Annotated in this window: 12 protein-coding genes and 1 pseudogene; 1 reads left to right on the top strand and 12 read right to left on the bottom strand. The window is 67.6% G+C overall.

Translation table 11 applies throughout. The annotated features are described in order from the left end of the window. Nucleotides 1–66 precede the first annotated feature (66 nt). The 6 genes from ACLMAL_RS31060 to mihF all read right to left on the bottom strand — a co-directional run bounded on the left by ACLMAL_RS31060 (nt 67) and on the right by mihF (nt 6,961). The gene (locus ACLMAL_RS31060) at nt 67–2,835 is read right to left on the bottom strand and encodes a primosomal protein N' (protein ID WP_412002364.1); all 2,769 of its coding nucleotides are present in this window, start codon (nt 2,833–2,835) and stop codon (nt 67–69) included. A 120-nt stretch (nt 2,836–2,955) separates the two neighbouring features. Beyond that, entirely contained in the window at nt 2,956–4,167 is a 1,212-nt protein-coding gene (metK, locus tag ACLMAL_RS31065; RefSeq protein WP_328403063.1) for a methionine adenosyltransferase, read from the bottom strand. A gap of 311 nt (nt 4,168–4,478) precedes the next feature. Next, nucleotides 4,479–5,702, bottom strand: a complete 1,224-nt coding sequence (coaBC, locus tag ACLMAL_RS31070) for a bifunctional phosphopantothenoylcysteine decarboxylase/phosphopantothenate--cysteine ligase CoaBC (RefSeq protein WP_412002320.1) — start codon at nt 5,700–5,702, stop codon at nt 4,479–4,481. 40 nt (nt 5,703–5,742) lie between these two features. After that, nucleotides 5,743–6,024 (bottom strand): DNA-directed RNA polymerase subunit omega, encoded by a 282-nt coding sequence (gene rpoZ / locus ACLMAL_RS31075; RefSeq protein WP_328403067.1) that lies wholly within the window; start codon nt 6,022–6,024, stop codon nt 5,743–5,745. Between the two features lie 26 nt (nt 6,025–6,050). Then, entirely contained in the window at nt 6,051–6,635 is a 585-nt protein-coding gene (gene gmk, locus ACLMAL_RS31080; protein WP_328403069.1) for a guanylate kinase, read from the bottom strand. A gap of 8 nt (nt 6,636–6,643) precedes the next feature. Continuing rightward, the gene (gene mihF, locus ACLMAL_RS31085) at nt 6,644–6,961 is read right to left on the bottom strand and encodes an integration host factor, actinobacterial type (RefSeq protein WP_040692163.1); all 318 of its coding nucleotides are present in this window, start codon (nt 6,959–6,961) and stop codon (nt 6,644–6,646) included. 1,213 nt (nt 6,962–8,174) lie between these two features. Between mihF and ACLMAL_RS31090 the strand changes: the two are divergent. Further along, nucleotides 8,175–8,285: pseudogene (locus tag ACLMAL_RS31090) on the top strand (alkaline D-peptidase); the annotation flags it as partial. A gap of 253 nt (nt 8,286–8,538) precedes the next feature. On the opposite strand, the gene pyrF reads toward ACLMAL_RS31090, so the two are convergent. The 6 genes from pyrF to ACLMAL_RS31120 all read right to left on the bottom strand — a co-directional run bounded on the left by pyrF (nt 8,539) and on the right by ACLMAL_RS31120 (nt 16,762). After that, nucleotides 8,539–9,363 (bottom strand): orotidine-5'-phosphate decarboxylase, encoded by an 825-nt coding sequence (gene pyrF / locus ACLMAL_RS31095; RefSeq protein WP_412002321.1) that lies wholly within the window; start codon nt 9,361–9,363, stop codon nt 8,539–8,541. Nucleotides 9,364–9,394: 31 nt separating this feature from the next. Then, nucleotides 9,395–12,748, bottom strand: a complete 3,354-nt coding sequence (carB, locus tag ACLMAL_RS31100) for a carbamoyl-phosphate synthase large subunit (RefSeq protein ID WP_412002322.1) — start codon at nt 12,746–12,748, stop codon at nt 9,395–9,397. After that, nucleotides 12,748–13,917: a glutamine-hydrolyzing carbamoyl-phosphate synthase small subunit gene (gene carA / locus ACLMAL_RS31105; RefSeq protein WP_412002323.1), complete on the bottom strand. Its 1,170-nt coding sequence runs from the start codon at nt 13,915–13,917 to the stop codon at nt 12,748–12,750. Before carA ends, carB begins: the two co-directional genes overlap by 1 nt. Continuing rightward, a complete protein-coding gene (locus ACLMAL_RS31110; RefSeq protein WP_412002324.1) occupies nt 13,914–14,420 on the bottom strand; it encodes a transporter in 507 nt (168 codons plus the stop codon). Before ACLMAL_RS31110 ends, carA begins: the two co-directional genes overlap by 4 nt. A gap of 75 nt (nt 14,421–14,495) precedes the next feature. Further along, nucleotides 14,496–15,806, bottom strand: coding sequence for a dihydroorotase (locus ACLMAL_RS31115; protein ID WP_412002325.1), 1,311 nt, complete (start codon nt 15,804–15,806; stop codon nt 14,496–14,498). Next, the gene (locus tag ACLMAL_RS31120; RefSeq protein WP_412002326.1) at nt 15,803–16,762 is read right to left on the bottom strand and encodes an aspartate carbamoyltransferase catalytic subunit; all 960 of its coding nucleotides are present in this window, start codon (nt 16,760–16,762) and stop codon (nt 15,803–15,805) included. The genes ACLMAL_RS31115 and ACLMAL_RS31120 overlap by 4 nt, the downstream gene beginning before the upstream one ends.

Consider the following 16,762-nt stretch of genomic DNA (forward strand, 5'->3'; position numbering starts at 1 on the left):
GTCAGAAGACTCCGGCGGTGCCGGAATGCAGTTCGCAACAGCCGACTCGCGCCTGGTCGGCCACGGTCAGCCGATGTCGACCGGATCTATTTGGACGCGAAGAGGTGCGTCGGATCGATGGGTGCTGCGGACTGCCTGGGCGGCGGTAAGAGCTCGAGACAGCGCAGCACCGGCAGTGCGATCGACGCGCAGGAGCATGCGTTCGACTTCGACGGGGCTGTCACCGGCAAAGGGTTTGCGGGCGCCGGGTGGGAGGGGGACGGGGCCGAGGACATCGACGCCTTCGGGAAGGTTTGCGGCAGCGAGCAATTCGGCGACCGCATCAGCGGAGCCGTCGACGGCGGCCATGCGGACCGCAGGCGGGAAGCCGACCTCGAGGCGACCGGCCACCTCGGCGTGCGCATGGCCGACCGGATCCCAGCGCAACAGCGCTTGCACGGTGGGAATCGACGGATCGGCCATCACGATGACCTGACCGTGCGCGCGAACCAAGGTGGCCGCCGACATCCATCGCCGAAGCGTATCCTCGGCGGCGCGCAAGTCCGCCCGGCTCAGCAGCGCCCAGCCGTCCAGCAGCAGCGCGACGCCGTAACCGCCGGGCAGCACCGGTTCGGCGCCAACCGTCGCGACCACGACCTGCGGGCCCGGTTCGACGGTGTCCAGCATCGCGCCGCCGCTGGAACCGCGAATCGGCACACCGGGAAAGGCGCGACCGAGCTCTTCCGCGGTGCGTAAGGCCCCGATGACGACCGCACGTAAGGCCCGCGACCCACAGCTCGCACAGCGGAAGGCCGCCTCGACGATGCCGCACCAGCGGCAGCTCGGACTGTGCGCGACGTCGTCGTGGTGCGAGCGAACCTCCGGCAGCGCAAGTGGCCCATTGCAGTGCCGACAGCGCGCGGGCGTCCGGCATTTCGCGCAGGCCAGCGACGGCACATAGCCGCGCCGTGGCACCTGCACCAATACCGCCGCACCTTCTTTCAACGCCGACCGCGCGGCCGCGAACCCCACTCCGGGGATGCGTACAGCGCGCGCAATCGGGTCGCGCTCCAACGCCATGTCGGTGTCCCCCGGTGCGCTGATCCGCGGCGAGAACTTCCGCACCACCCCGCGGTCGGCGACCAGATCGTGCGCCCATCCCGAATCGACAACGGCCTGTATCTCCGCTGTCCGCGCGAACCCCGCTGCGATGAAGGCCGCACCTGTCTCGTGCGCGCGCAGCATCGCGACTTCGCGCGCATGGGGATACGGCGCTCGCTGCTCGGCATAGGTGTCGTCGCCGTCGTCCCAGATCGCGATCAGGCCCAGCTCCGTCGCCGGCGCGAACACCACACTCCGTGTTCCGACCACCACCCGTGCTGTCCCGCGCAACGCCGCAAGCCATCGCCGATACCGGGCTGCGGGCCCCAGCCCAGCCGCCAATCCGACCGCCGAATCCCCCACCAGCCGAACACATTCCGCCAGCACCCGATCGAGATCTCGCTGATCGGGCACCATCAGAATCGCACTGCGCCCCCGCCTGACAACCACCGCAGCCAACTCCGCCAACCGCCGCGCCCAATCCTCCCCCGGCAACGCCTGCCACGCCGCCCGCGGCCCCCTCCCCTGCCCCAGTGCGTCCAGGAACGCGGTCCCATGGATGTACCGGTCCCACGGCGTCGGATCGACAGTGCGCTCGGCGCTGAAGTCCACGGCCACAGTGGGCGACGATTTCCCGACGCGATCGCCGTGACGAGCAGATCCCGGCGCACGATCGACACCCGAATCCACCTCGGCCACAGCCGGATCGATGGACAGCACCCGCGCAGACGCCGCAGGAACACCAGAGATAGACGATTTCCCGACAGCATCACCGCCACCACCGGACGCCGACGCGCCGTCGACACCCGAATCCACCTCGACCAGCCCGATGGAAACGGGGTCAGGTGTGTCACGATGCGGCGACCGGAGGCTGGATATCTGCTCCGTCGCACCGTCGGCTCCGGCAGTCTCATCGCTCGGGCCGGCCGGAGCACCTGGTGGACGCGAATCCGACACGGAGGCAACAGAATCGATGTTGAGGTCATGGCGAGATCCGGAGGCCGAGCTCTCCGTTGCAGCGTCCGCGGGGGAATTGGTTCGTACGGCAGCCGAATCCGCGCCGGGCGGCGTGCTGTCCCCCACTACCGGCGCTACGGTCGGCGCGGACGCGACGGCCATCGCGGATCCACCGACCGAATTCGGGCCATCGCCTGAACCAGATTCGGCTGCATCAGGTTTCGTGGAGGCCGTTGCGTGAGGCGACGCCGAGCGCATGAAGGCTGCGGCCGTCGTGGGGCCACCGCGATCATCGCCCGAAACCAAGTGGGCACCAGCGGCCGCAGCAGGGTCAGCCTTCGGAGCGGGCGCGGCGGAAGCGGTGCCGCCACGTCGACCGGCGGCATCAGCACCCGGCGCATGCTCCGGTTGTACATCGCCGGAGGCGACCGAATCTTCTTGCGCCACTGCCGACTCGGCAGGCTTCTTCGAGCCGGCGGATTCGGTGCGAGCGTGACGGGGCGGGATGGCCAGGCGCAGTACGTCGGCTCGGGTGCCTGCGTAGCGGGCAGCGACGGCGGTGGCGAGCTTCAGGATTTCGGGAGTGAGAACTCGCTCCGGGGAGACGACACGTTCGAGTTTGACGAGCTTGCCGGAATGGTCGCTGCGGGCGAGGCGGGCCAGGAGGTAGCCGTCGACCAGCCGGCCCGCGAAACGGACGCGGACTCGGACGCCGGGTTGGGCGATGGCGTCCAACTCCGGGGGGACGAGGTAGTCGAAGTCACGGTCCAGGTGGGCGGGCGACAGCAGCGGGAGCACCCGTGCGATGGGTGCTCCCGCTGCTGTCGAATCATGTGCCGCCCGTGCCCCCGTGGACGCGGCGTCCGCGGGAGTGGCGGGGTGGTCCGCCGTGGGCTGGTTCACGCGGGCCGGGTCGGCTTACAGGCCGATTGCCGCGCGCAGCTTGTCGGCGCGATCGGTGTGCTCCCACGGCAGGTCGATGTCGGTGCGTCCGAAGTGGCCGTACGCGGCGGTCGGTGCGTAGATCGGGCGCAGCAGGTCGAGGTCGCGAATGATCGCGCCGGGGCGCAGGTCGAAGACCTCGGTGATCGCACTCGAGATGCGAGTCGGGTCGACCTTCTCGGTGCCGAAGGTCTCCACGAACAGACCGACCGGAGCGGCCTTGCCGATGGCGTAGGCGACCTGAACCTCGACGCGGTCGGCCAGTCCGGCCGCGACGACGTTCTTGGCGACCCAGCGCATCGCGTACGCGGCCGAGCGGTCGACCTTCGACGGGTCCTTGCCGGAGAACGCGCCGCCGCCGTGGCGGGCCATGCCGCCATAGGTGTCGACGATGATCTTGCGGCCGGTCAGGCCCGCGTCACCCATCGGGCCCCCGAGCACGAACTTGCCGGTGGGGTTGACCAGCAGCCGGATGTTCGAGGTGTCCAGGCTCGGCAGGTCCAGATCGGCGACCACCGCATCGACGACCTTCTCGCGGATATCGGGCGCGAGCAGGTTGTCCAGATCGATATCCGCGGCGTGCTGGGTGGAGATGACGACCGTGTCCAGGCGAACCGGCCGGTCGCCTTCGTATTCGATGGTGACCTGGGTCTTGCCGTCCGGGCGCAGGTAGGGCAGCACGCCGGACTTGCGGACCTCGGTGAGCCTGCGCGAGAGGCGATGGGCCAGCGCGATCGGCAGCGGCATGAGCTCGGGGGTGTCGGTGTTCGCGTAGCCGAACATCAGCCCCTGATCACCCGCGCCCTGGCGCTCGATCTCGTCGTCGGAACCCGCGGTGCGCGCCTCGTGCGAGGTGTCGACACCCTGCGCGATGTCCGGCGACTGCGCGCCGATGGCGATATTGACGCCACAGGAATTTCCGTCGAAACCCTTTGCGGACGAGTCGTATCCGATTTCCAGGACCTTCTCGCGGACAATGCGCGGAATATCCGCGTAGGCCGACGTGGTGACCTCACCCGCGACGTGGACCTGACCGGTCGTGACGAGAGTTTCCACCGCGACCCGGCTGCGCGGGTCTTCCGCGAGCAACGCGTCGAGAATGGAATCGCTGATGGCATCACAGATCTTGTCCGGATGACCCTCGGTCACGGACTCACTGGTGAATAGCCGGCTGCCGGACGTGCGCACAGTTCTTCCCTCTCCCTCAACGGGTTACTCGTGTCGGTTTGCGACAGTAACGTGCTGCCGCCACCGCGCAACCCTTCATCTCAGACTATTCCAAACCACCGACGCAGTGGCCCGCGGTCAAACGCTGTCTCAGACTATTCGGCGACCGACGCACATTGCCGGATCTTCATCCCGACATTGCGTTGCTCGCCTGAATATCTGCACCGCGACCGACCGGTTGATGGTGGTGATTACCTCCACACCGCAATACTCACGGCGCCGCTACAAGACTTGAACGAATAGTTCGCACCGACGCATCGGCGCACGACGGCTCAGCGCAACAACGGGCCGAGTGCGTCGAGCACCCGGCTCGCCAGCAGCGCCTTCGACCCGTGGTCGAGCGCCTGTTCGGTGCCGTCCGCACCGAGCAGCCAGCCGTCATTGGTGTCGACCTCGAATGCCTTGCCCTCGCCGACCGCGTTCACGACCAGCAGATCGCAACCCTTGCGGGCCAGCTTTGCCCGCGCGTGGGTGAGCACGTCGCCCTGCTCGTCACCGGTCTCGGCGGCGAAGCCGACGATCGCGGTGCCAGGCAACTGGCCGTCGCGGCGCGACTGCACCAGACCGGCGAGAATGTCGTCGGTCTTGGTCAGCGCGATCACATCCGGCTCGCCCGCGCCCTTCTTGATCTTGGCCGCGGCCACGTTGGTCGGCCGGAAATCGGCCACCGCCGCTGCCATGATCACCGCGTCGGCGCCGACCGCGTGCTTGTCCACCGCAGTCCTGAGCTGTTCGGCCGTCGTCACATGTACCAGGTCGACGGCAGCCGGGGCGGCCATCTCGATCGTGTTGCCCGCGATCAGCGTGACGTGAGCGCCGCGCTGAGCAGCGACCCGTGCCAGCGCATAGCCTTGCTTGCCGGAGCTGCGGTTGCCGAGGAAACGCACCGGGTCCAGCGGTTCTCTGGTGCCACCGGCGGTGATAACCACGCGGCGGCCTTCCAGATCACGCGGGATCGCGTCGGCACGCTCGAGCAGCAACGTAGCGAGTCCGAAGATCTCCTCGGGCTCGGGCAACCGTCCTGGTCCGGTGTCGGTGCCGGTGAGGCGGCCCGACGCGGGTTCCATGACGATCGCACCGTGCGCACGCAGCGTCGCGACATTGGCGATGGTGGCCGGATGCTCCCACATCTCGGTGTGCATCGCGGGCGCGAAAACCACCGGACATCGGGCCGTCAGCAGTGTGGCGGTCAACAGGTCGTCGGCGCGGCCGCTCGCGGCACGCGCCATCAGATCGGCGGTTGCCGGGGCGATGACAACGAGGTCCGCCTCCTGGCCGAGCCGTACGTGGGGTACCTCGGGCACGTCCGCGAACACGCCGGTGTGCACCGGGTTCCCGGACAGTGCCTCGAAGGTGGCCTTGCCGACGAATTGCAACGCCGACTCGGTGGGGATCACCCGAACCTGGTGCCCGGTCTCGGTGAACCGGCGCACAATCGAGCAGGCTTTGTAGGCGGCGATCCCTCCGCCGACGCCGACGACGATCCGTGTGGTCACTACGCCTCCGGCCTAGATGTGGTCACTGCGTCCGCTCGAACTACTCGCCTTCGGCGTGCTCGAGCAGATCGGAGTGGATTTCACGCATCGCGACCGACAGCGGCTTCTCCTGCAGACCCGGCTCGACCAGTGGACCGACGTACTCGAGGATGCCGTCGCCGAGCTGGTTGTAGTAGTCGTTGATCTGACGAGCCCGCTTGGCTGCGTAGATGACCAGGGCGTACTTGGACGAGGTGCGCTCCAGCAACTCGTCGATCGGCGGGTTGGTCAGGCCGATCGGAGTGTCGTATGCCGGGGCGGGCTTGATGTCCGTACTGCTCACTAGGGGCGCTCCTGCGGGGGTGGGGGTCACGAACTCGAATTTGTGCTAACAAACAACGATACCAACTGCTCACACGCGCTGGTCACCTCGTCGTTCACGATGACGATGTCGAACTCGTCACAGGCCGCCAATTCGGTCCTGGCGGTTTCCAGCCTGCGCTCGATGACTTCGGGCGATTCGGTGCCGCGCGACCGCAGCCTGGTGACCAATTCGTCCCAGCTGGGCGGGGCGAGGAACACCAGCAGCGCCTCGGGCATGGTCTTGCGTACCGACCGCGCGCCCTCGAGATCGACCTCGACGAGCACGGGAAGTCCGGCGGCCATTGCCTCGCGTACCGGACCCGCCGGGGTACCGGAACGTTGTAATCCTCCGTGGATGTCCGCCCACTCGAGCAGTTCGCCCGCCTCGATCATGGCGTCGAACTCGTCCCGAGTGACGAACCGATAGTCCCGGCCGTCGACCTCCCCGGGCCTTGGGGCCCGGGTCGTTGCCGACACACTGAAGACCAAGTGGGGCAGCCGCTCACGGACGCAGCGCACCACAGTGGACTTACCCACGGCCGAGGGGCCGACCAGTACAACCAGTCGACCCTTCCGCGTGTGTCCGATCACCTTCGTTGTCAGGCGAAGTCGAATCGGGCGAGCAGCGCCTTGCGCTGCCGGTCACCCAGTCCGCGCAAACGCCGGGTGGGGGCGATCTCCAGCTCGCTCATGATCTCTGCCGCCTTGACCTTGCCCACCTTGGGCAGGGCTTCCAGCAGCGCCGACACCTTCATCTTGCCGAGAATCTCATCGGACTCGGCGTCGGTGAGGACCTGCTTCAGGTCGGTGCCACCACGCTTCAGGCGCTCCTTGAGCTCCGCCCGAGCGCGGCGAGCGGCCGCCGCCTTCTCCAAAGCAGCGGCGCGCTGCTCGTCAGTCAGCTGGGGAAGGGCCACGGTTCCTCCGTCTCATCGTTCATTGCATCAACTCCTGCCGGTAACCCGGCAGTCTCAGCGACCGTACCCACGACGTCCGCCGATTGCGAACCCACCCCCCAGGTCAGCGCATGATTCGCCGGTGCCGTAGGGCAGACCCGACCGGATCGACGCGCCCCTTTGTCTGCTGCGCCGATCGTACCGCCGAAACCCCGAAATGCCCCGTATGCAGGGCTTTTTCAGCAGCAAACAGGGTTAGCGGGGGGATTGCGGTGGCACGGCACACCACCCCAGCAACTGGGCAACCGCCCGACCAGGAACTTTCTCGGATTTTTCCGCGTGTCGCGTTGTCTTTCGCGTGTCGGGCACGCGGAACGCGAAGAACGACGGCCACGGACTCCGCCCGTCAACGGCCGAATCGATGCCAGAGCCGCCGATCCACCCGGCCACACCCCTGGTGCCGTTTCACCCCGAAACCGCCGCAGACGGGCGGCCAGCCGGCCACACGGCCCCGCCCCGGCGTCCCTGCCATCAGATCGCCGCGGCGACGGCGGCGAGATATTCGAGGATGGTGCGCACGCGCCAGTGGTGCGCCGCGTCCGGCGGCAGCTGGAGCTCGGTGAAAATGGCATTGATGTGCTTTCCGGGTGATGAACAGCTCGTTGCAGATCGGCGGGTTTGCCGCCATCCGGGTGAGCACATCGCGTGCGCGTTCGGTGCGCCGGTTCAGCCGCGATTCGGCTCGAGCGTGCTTACGATTCGAGGATTTCACCTCCCTCGGAGGTGCGCAGCCTGCGATGCCTGCGAGTTCGCTGCGTTTCGATTCCATGGTCGTTTCCATGTCTTCGACGCCATGAGCACTGCGCCGCCGGGACAGTAGAACCAACCACCCGGTTCGGCCGTCCCGACCACAGCGGCGGAGTGTGTTTTCGCAGGACATCGAGGGAAAACCGCATGGTCGTCGAGCGCGGCCGGGCCCAGCGTCGAACATCATGCAGAAGAAGCCGATTCGAATCGCGGCGGTATCGGGTGCGGTAGTCGTGGCGACGATATCGCCATCTGCGCAGGTCGTGGCGATTTCGCGGGATGATGGCGTGGCCGCTGCCGTAACGCGGGTCGCCGCCGCATCGGCGACGGATGTCGGATTACGGGTGTCGGATGCCGACGGCGTACAGGTGTGTCGGCAAACACAACCGGCCGCACCCGCCGTGGGTAACTCGGGGCGGACAGTCACTTCCGAATCGGCAGCGTCACAAAGACATTCGCCGCTATCGTGGTGCTGCGCCCGGCGGACGACGGTCGAGCGCAGCGCAACGGATCGATCGCCGAAAAGTTGCCCGCGTAGTTTCCGGAGGCGAACCGGCACCACTACCTCATCGAACCGAAGCCCGCAATTCGCAGATGACGGGCAGGCGGCAGCCGCGACGATGTCATCGGCTCGTGCCGCTCGGCGTGGGAACCGATCGATGGATGCGCCATCGAGCCGCCGCGGTCCCGTATAGCTCGGCCCGCGGCGGGCGACCGGTCCGTTAGGCTGCCCGGTCCGTTGTGTTACGCGTGGCTGCCCTCAGCGTTGCGGCGAGGCCGCGAGTATCCGATCAGGCATGTAGGAAGGCGAACTCTTCCTGTAGCTCCGCGAGCTTCGCGCACAGCGCCGAGACGGACGGGCCTGCCGCGAGCACTTCGCGCGAGGCGGTCGGCACGACAGCGCCGAAACCGGCGTCGGACACCAGGGCGCGAATGGAATCCGCGCCCCCGCCCTGCGCCCCGACCCCCGGCATGAGGATCGGCCCGTTGAGCTTGCTCAGGTCCGGGGCCTCGGTGAGGGTGGCACCGACAACGACTCCGACAGAACCGAATTCGGCGCCCGCGTTGCGTTCGGCCGCCGCATCGACCATGGTCTGGGCGATGGTGCGGCCGTCCGCTGCGGTGATGCGCTGCAGTTGCGCGCCCTCGGGATTCGAGGTGGCGGCGAGCACGAAGACACCGCGGTGGTTCTGCTCGGCCAGGCGAAAGGCCGGGTCGAGCGAACCGAATCCGAGATAGGGCGACACTGTCACCGCATCCGAGCCGAGCGGGCCGTTGCCGAGCCAGGCACGGGCATAGGCATCCATGGTGGAGCCGATATCACCACGCTTGGCGTCGGCGAGCACCAATGTTCCGGAAGCGCGCAGCACGCTGATCGTGCGCTCCAGCACCGCGATGCCCCCCGACCCGTAGGCCTCGAAGAATGCCACCTGCGGCTTGACCAGCGCGACACGACCGTCGAAGGCCTCCACGCAGGTCTCGGCGAAGGCTTCGAGGCCGTCGATGTCGTCGGTCAGGCCCCACGCCTCGAGCAGTTGCGGATGCGGGTCGATGCCGACACACAGCGGCCCGAAGTGCCGCATCGCGTGCCGCAGCCGGGCGCCGAACGTCTTCACCGCACCGCCTCCTTCCTCGATCGCGCGTTCCTCAGCCACGAAGCGCCGAATGCAGTTCCTGCAGGGAGCGCACCCCGATGCCACCGTTGATGGTCGCCTCGATGCCCTGCACGGCCGCGGCCGCACCCTGCACCGTGGTGATGCACGGAATGTTCACACCCACCGCGGCGGTGCGGATTTCGTAACCGTCCACGCGCGGACCCGAGTTGCCGTAGGGGGTGTTGAACACCATGTCGACCTCGCCGTCGCGGATCTGCTCCACGATCGACGCGATCGGCACCTCGCCACCGGATTCCGGGTCCGAGTGCTTGCGCACCTGTTCGCACGGAATTCCGTTACGGCGCAGCATTTCCGCCGTGCCCTCGGTGGCCAGGATCCGGAAGCCGAGGTCGTGCAGACGTTTCACCGGGAACACCATGGCCCGTTTGTCGCGGTTGGCGATCGAGACGAACACGGTGCCCTCGGTGGGCAGCGAACCGTAAGCGGCGGCCTGACTCTTGGCGAACGCGGTGCCGAAGTCGGCGTCGATGCCCATGACCTCGCCGGTGGACTTCATCTCCGGGGAGAGCAGCGAATCCACGCCGGTGCCATCGGCCTTGCGGAACCGATGGAACGGCAGCACCGCTTCCTTCACTGCGACCGGCGCGTCCAGCGGGACGTGCCCACCGTCGCCCTCGGCGGGCAGCATGCCTTCCTTGCGGAGTTCGGCGATGGTGGCGCCCATGGTGATCCGGGCCGCAGCCTTGGCCAGCGGCACCGCCGTAGCCTTGGACACGAACGGAACCGTACGGCTGGCACGGGGATTGGCCTCCAGCACGTAGAGCACGTCGTCCTTGAGCGCGTACTGCACGTTGAGCAGGCCCTTGACGCCGATGCCCTTGGCCAGCGCGATGGTGGACCGGCGCACAGCCTCGATATCGCTGCGGCCCAAGGTGATCGGCGGCAGCGCACAGGCGGAGTCGCCGGAGTGGATGCCCGCCTCTTCGATGTGCTCCATCACGCCGCCGAGGTAGACCTCTTCGCCGTCGCACAGTGCGTCGACGTCGATCTCGATCGCGTCTTCCAGGAAGCGGTCGACCAGCACCGGATGCTCGGGACTGAGCTCGGTGGCGCGGGAGATGTAGCCCTCGAGGGACTGCTCGTCGTAGACGATCTCCATGCCGCGCCCGCCGAGCACGTAGGACGGTCGGACCAGCACCGGGTAGCCGATGCTCGCGGCGATCTTTTTGGCCTGCGCGAAGGTCGTCGCGGTGCCGTACTTCGGCGCGGGCAGGCCCGCCGCAACCAGCACGTCACCGAACTCGCCACGGTCCTCGGCCAGGTCGATGGCCGCGGCGCTGGTGCCGACCACCGGGACGCCCGCGTCGGTGAGCCGCTGCGCGAGCCCGAGCGGGGTCTGCCCGCCAAGCTGCACGATAACGCCGGCGACGGTGCCGGATTCGGACTCCGCGTGGAAGACCTCGAGCACATCCTCGAAGGTCAGGGGCTCGAAGTAGAGCCGGTCGGCGGTGTCGTAGTCGGTGGAGACGGTCTCCGGGTTGCAGTTGACCATCACCGTCTCGTACCCGGCCTGCGACAGCGTCTGTGCCGCATGGACACACGAGTAGTCGAACTCGATGCCCTGGCCGATCCGGTTCGGCCCCGAGCCGAGGATGATCACCTTGTCGCGTTCGCGCTGCGGCGCGACCTCGGACTCGGCTGCGGGGTCCAGCTCGTAGGTCGAGTAGTGGTACGGGGTCTTGGCCTCGAATTCGGCGGCGCAGGTGTCGACGGTCTTGAACACCGGCCGGACACCGAGCCGGTGCCGCAGGGTACGCACGCCGGTCTCGCCCGCGAGTTCGGCACGCAGCGCGGAGATCTGGCGGTCGGAAAGGCCGTGGTGCTTGGCGCGACGCAGCAGCGTCTCGTCGAGCACCGGTGCGTCGATGATCTCCTGACGCAATTCGACGAGTCCGGCGACCTCGGCGACGAACCACGGGTCGATGCCGGAGGCCTTCGCGACCTCCTCGATGCTCGCGCCCAGGCGCAGCGCGCGCTCCACCTGGTAGATGCGACCCTCGGTCGGAGTCCGCAGATCTTCGAGGATGGACTCGGTGGCCGCGGCGACCGCTTGCGGGTCGCCGCCATCGGAGGGGGCCCACTTGCCATCTTCTTGGGTCCAGAACCCTGCGGCCTTGGTCTCCAGCGAGCGGAGCACCTTGCCGAGTGCCTCGGAGAAGTTGCGGCCCAACGACATCGCCTCGCCCACCGACTTCATGGTGGTGGTCAGTGTCGCGTCGGCGCCGGGGAACTTCTCGAACGCGAACCGTGGCGCCTTGACGACCACGTAGTCCAGCGTCGGCTCGAAGCAGGCCGGAGTTTCCTTGGTGATGTCGTTGACGATCTCGTCCAAGGTGTAGCCGATGGCCAGCTTGGCGGCGATCTTGGCGATCGGGAAGCCCGTGGCCTTGGAGGCGAGCGCCGAAGAACGCGAGACACGCGGGTTCATCTCGATGACGATGAGGCGGCCGTCGGCGGGGTCCACCGCGAACTGGATATTGCAGCCGCCGGTATCGACGCCGACTTCGCGCAGGATGTCGATGCCGAGGTCGCGCAGCTTCTGGTATTCGCGGTCGGTGAGGGTCATGGCCGGTGCGACGGTGACCGAGTCACCGGTGTGCACGCCCATCGGGTCCACGTTCTCGATCGAGCAGACCACCACGACGTTGTCGCGGCTGTCGCGCATGAGCTCGAGCTCGAATTCCTTCCAGCCGAGAATGGATTCCTCGATGAGCACGTTCGCGGTGGGTGAGGCCGCCAGGCCACCGCCCGCGATGCGGTCGAGATCGTCGTCGTTGTAGGCCATGCCGGAGCCGAGGCCGCCCATCGTGAAGGAGGGGCGAACGACCACCGGGAAACCGAGCTCGGCGACAGTGGCGCGCACCTCGTCCATGGTGTGGCACACCGCGGAGCGAGCGCTCTCGCCGCCGACCTTGGCGACGATGTCCTTGAACTTCTGCCGGTCCTCACCGCGCTGGATGGCGTCGAAGTCGGCGCCGATCAGCTCGACATTGTACTTCTGCAGCACACCGCGTTCGTGTAGGGCGACCGCGGTGTTCAGCGCGGTCTGCCCGCCGAGAGTGGCGAGAATGGCGTCGGGACGCTCCTTTTCGATGACCTTCTCGACGAACTCCGGCGTGATCGGCTCCACGTAGGTGGAATCGGCGAACTCCGGGTCGGTCATGATGGTCGCCGGGTTGGAGTTCACCAGCGATACCCGCAGGCCCTCGGCCCGCAGCACCCGGCACGCCTGGGTGCCGGAATAGTCGAATTCACATGCCTGGCCGATAACGATCGGGCCAGAGCCGATCACCAGGATGTGCTCGAGATCCTTGCGGCGAGGCATCAGGCTCCTTCCATGAGACCGGCGAAACGGTCGAAGAGATAAGCGGCGTCGTGGGGTCCGGCGGCGGCCTCGGGGTGGTACTGCACAGAGAACGCGCGGCCGTCGACCAGGCGAACACCTTCGACAGTGCCGTCATTCGCGCAGACGTGACTGACCTCGGCGCGGCCGAAGGGCGTATCGAACTGCTCCCCCGCCTCACCCTCCAGTGCGAAACCGTGGTTCTGCGCGGTGATGGAGATGCGACCGGTTTCCCGCTCGACGACCGGGACGTTGATGCCACGGTGGCCGAACTTCATCTTGTAGGTCTTGCGTCCGAACGCGCGGCCGAGAATCTGATTGCCGAAGCAGATGCCGAACAGCGGCAGACCTTTTTCCAGCACGCCCTGGGTGATCGCGACCGCACCGTCCTGAGTGGCCGGGTCACCAGGACCGTTGGACAGGAACACGCCGTTCGGGTTCAGCGCCAGAATCTGGTCCAGCGAGGTGGTCGAGGGCACCACGTGCACCCGCATCCCGCGCTCGGCGAACATCCGCGGGGTGTTGGTCTTGATGCCGAGATCGACCGCGACGACCGTGAAGCGGGGATCACCGACCGGCTCGATGGTGTAGAGCGCATCGGTGCTGACCTCTCGAGCCAGATTCGCGCCCAGCATCGAAGGCTGGCCGTTCACCCTGCCGAGCAACTCGTCGGTGCCTGCCAGTGCGGCGCCCGAGAAGATGCCCGCCTTCATCGAACCGCGGGTACGCAGGTGTCGCACCAGCGCGCGGGTGTCGATTCCCGCGATGCCGACCACATCCTGGCGACCCAACTGGTCCTGCAGTGTCCCAGTGGAGCGCCAGTTCGACGCGACGCGTGAGGCGTCACGGATCGCGTAGCCGGCGACCCAGATCTTCGAGGACTCGTCGTCCTCGTCGTTCCAGCCGGTGTTGCCGATCTGCGGGGCCGTGGCCACCACGATCTGCCGGTGATAGCTGGGGTCGGTGAGGGTCTCCTGGTACCCGGTCATCGCGGTGCAGAACACCGCCTCGCCAAGCGTCTCGCCCACGGCGCCGTAGGCCGTGCCACGGAACACCCGCCCGTCTTCCAATACCAGAGCTGCTGCTTGCGCCGGCCCTCCGGTCGCCCGACCACCGCCCCCCGTCGAATCGCTGCGCGATCCTGCATTCATTCGTCTTCTCCCGTCGTCGCTCTGGTCGGATCCGCTCGCCAAGCCGGGTACACCGTCTTGTCGTCGCCCCGGAAACCGGTGTCTACCTCGGTTCCGGTGGGCAGCTTCCAGCGAATTACCAGCACACCATCTTCCGTCATGACCTTGCCCGCGTGCCCGCGCTCGGTGCGCACCGCCGTGATGGATTCCTGCGGAATCCAGATCACCGTCGCCCCCGCGCGCTCGAGCAGAATTCCGCGTTCGAACCTCGTGAGTTCCGCTGTGGCCCGGAAGCCCAAGTCGCCCACCGCAATCCGGTCCTGCCAGCTGGGTGCGATGGTGCTGCCGAGATACATTCCGGTGGTCGGCTCCAGCAGTTGCGCGCCGCAGTCGGCGGGCACCCCCGGTAGCTCACCGATGCTCGCCGCTTGGCGCGCTGCCCGGTTCTGCCAGCCTCGGTACATCAGCCAGACGCACAGCGCGAACAGCGCCAGCAGTCCGACCACCCACAGCGTTCTTTCCACTTACGGACCTCCTGTGTCCTGCGGGACACCCGCACCCGGTCGGCTTCGACGTGCGGCTGCGCAATGTTCGCTCATCTACGCCTCCGCACGGTTCCCCACCGCCTTGCCCTCGCGGGCGGTTACCACGCCACGGAGCAACGTCGTCGTCACTCGGGCCGGGAACGTCATCGCCTCGAACGGTGTGTTGTTCGAGATACTGGCGAGCTCGGTGGCTCGCACCGTCCAGGTCGCGTCCGGGTCGACCAGCGTGAGGTTCGCCGGTTCGCCGACCTCGATGGGCCTGCCGTGGTCGTCGAGTCCGACGATTTCGGCGGGACGCTCACTCATCACGCGCGCGACGCCGCGCCAGTCGAGCAGGCCCGGTTCGACCATGGTCTGCACGATGATCGACAGCGCGGTCTCCAGGCCGAGCATGCCGGGACGCGCGCCGGCGAACTCGCAGCACTTGTCCTGTTCGGCGTGCGGGGCGTGGTCGGTGGCGACGCAGTCGAGGATGCCCTCGGCCAGTGCGCGGCGCAGCGCCGCTGCGTCGGAGGCCTCGCGCAGCGGCGGGTTCACTTTGTTGACCGCATCGTAGGTTTCCAGCCGCGAATCGTCGAGCAGCAGATGGTGTGGCGTGACCTCGGCGGTGATCGAAATACCTTGCGCCTTGGCCCACTTGACCAGTTCCACGGTGCCCGCGGTGGAGGCGTGACAGATGTGCACGCGCGCACCGGCATCACGGGCGAGCAGTGCATCCCGGGCGACGATCGACTCCTCGGCGGCGCGCGGCCAGCCGGCAAGGCCGAGCCTGGCCGCGGTCGGCCCCTCGTGCGCGACCGCCCCCTGGGTGAGGCGTGGCTCCTCGGCATGCTGCGCGATCAGGACCCCGAGGGAGTTCGAGTATTCGAGCGCACGGCGCATCAGCAGCGGGTCGTACACGCAGTGACCGTCGTCGGAGAACATACGCACCGCGCCGACGCCTGCGGCCATGGTGCCCATTTCCGCGAGCTGCTTGCCCGCCAAACCGACCGTGACCGCACCCACCGGGAACACATCGACCAGCCCGACCTCCTGGCCGCGCCGCCACACGTGGTCGGTGACGACCACCGAGTCGGCGACCGGATTGGTGTTGGCCATCGCGAACACCGCGGTGTACCCGCCGAGCGCCGCGGCGGCGGAACCGGACTCGATGGTCTCGGTGTCCTCGCGCCCCGGTTCACGAAGGTGGGTGTGCAGGTCGACGAAGCCGGGCAGCAGGACCTGGCCCGTCGCCGAGATCACCTCGGTGTCGGCAGCGGTGTCGAGGTCGGCACCGATCGCGGCGATTACACCGTCGCGGACGAGCACGTCGACCGGCTCCCCCTCGCCGTACGGTCGAACACCTTGCAGCAGCAACTCGCTCACGCCACCGCCTCCTGGGTGCCGACCAGCAGCCGGAACAGCACCGCCATCCGCATATGCACTCCGTTCGTCACCTGTTGCAAGATCGCGGACTTCGGTGAGTCCGCAACGAGCGAGGCGATTTCCATGCCGCGCAGCATCGGGCCCGGATGCAGGACCACCGCGTGCTCCTCCAGCAGCGCCATCCGGCGCTCCGAAAGCCCGTAGTTGACCGAGTACTCGCGGGCCGAGGGGAAGAAGCCGCCGTTCATGCGCTCCGCCTGCACCCGCAGCATCAATACCGCGTCGGCGCCGGGCAATTCGGCGTCCAGGCTGGACGAGATCCGCGCGGGCCAGCTTTCCGCACCGACGGGCAGCAGAGTACGCGGAGCGACGAGCACGACTTCGGCGCCGAGAGTGGCCAGCAGGAAGACATTCGAGCGGGCGACCCTGCTGTGCAGGATATCGCCGACGATCACCACGCGCTTGCCCTCGATATCACCGAGACGCTGCCGCAGCGTCAACGCGTCGAGCAGTGCCTGAGTCGGGTGCTGGTGGGTGCCGTCACCTGCGTTGATGATCGCCGGACCCGAGCCGCGACCCGACTTTACCGCCCAGGCATCCATCCACCGTGCGATCTGGTGCGCGGCACCGGAAGCAGGATGTCGCACGATGAGGGCATCGGCGCCCGCCGCGTGTAGCGTCAGCGCGGTGTCGCGCAACGACTCGCCCTTGGAGACCGAGGAGCTGCTCGCGCTGACGTTGATCACATCGGCGCTCATCCACTTGCCCGCCACCTCGAACGACACCCGAGTCCGGGTGGAGTTCTCGTAGAACACCGTCATCACGGTCCGACCGCGCAGCGTCGGCAGCTTGTGCACCTCACGCCCGAGCAGCGCCTGCTCGAAACGTTCGGCCTCGTCCAGCAGCTCCGTCGCGGTGACGCGATCCAAATCCGTCACCGTCAGCAGATGTCTCAC

This window comes from Nocardia sp. CWNU-33, assembly GCF_046764895.1.
In the GTDB taxonomy this organism is placed as follows: domain Bacteria; phylum Actinomycetota; class Actinomycetes; order Mycobacteriales; family Mycobacteriaceae; genus Nocardia.

Coding starts and splice junctions, on each gene's coding strand:
- carB (WP_412002322.1), bottom strand. CDS start 12,748: ATGCCTCGCCGCAAGGATCTCGAGCACATCCTGGTGATCGGCTCTGGC.
- carA (WP_412002323.1), bottom strand. CDS start 13,917: ATGAATGCAGGATCGCGCAGCGATTCGACGGGGGGCGGTGGTCGGGCG.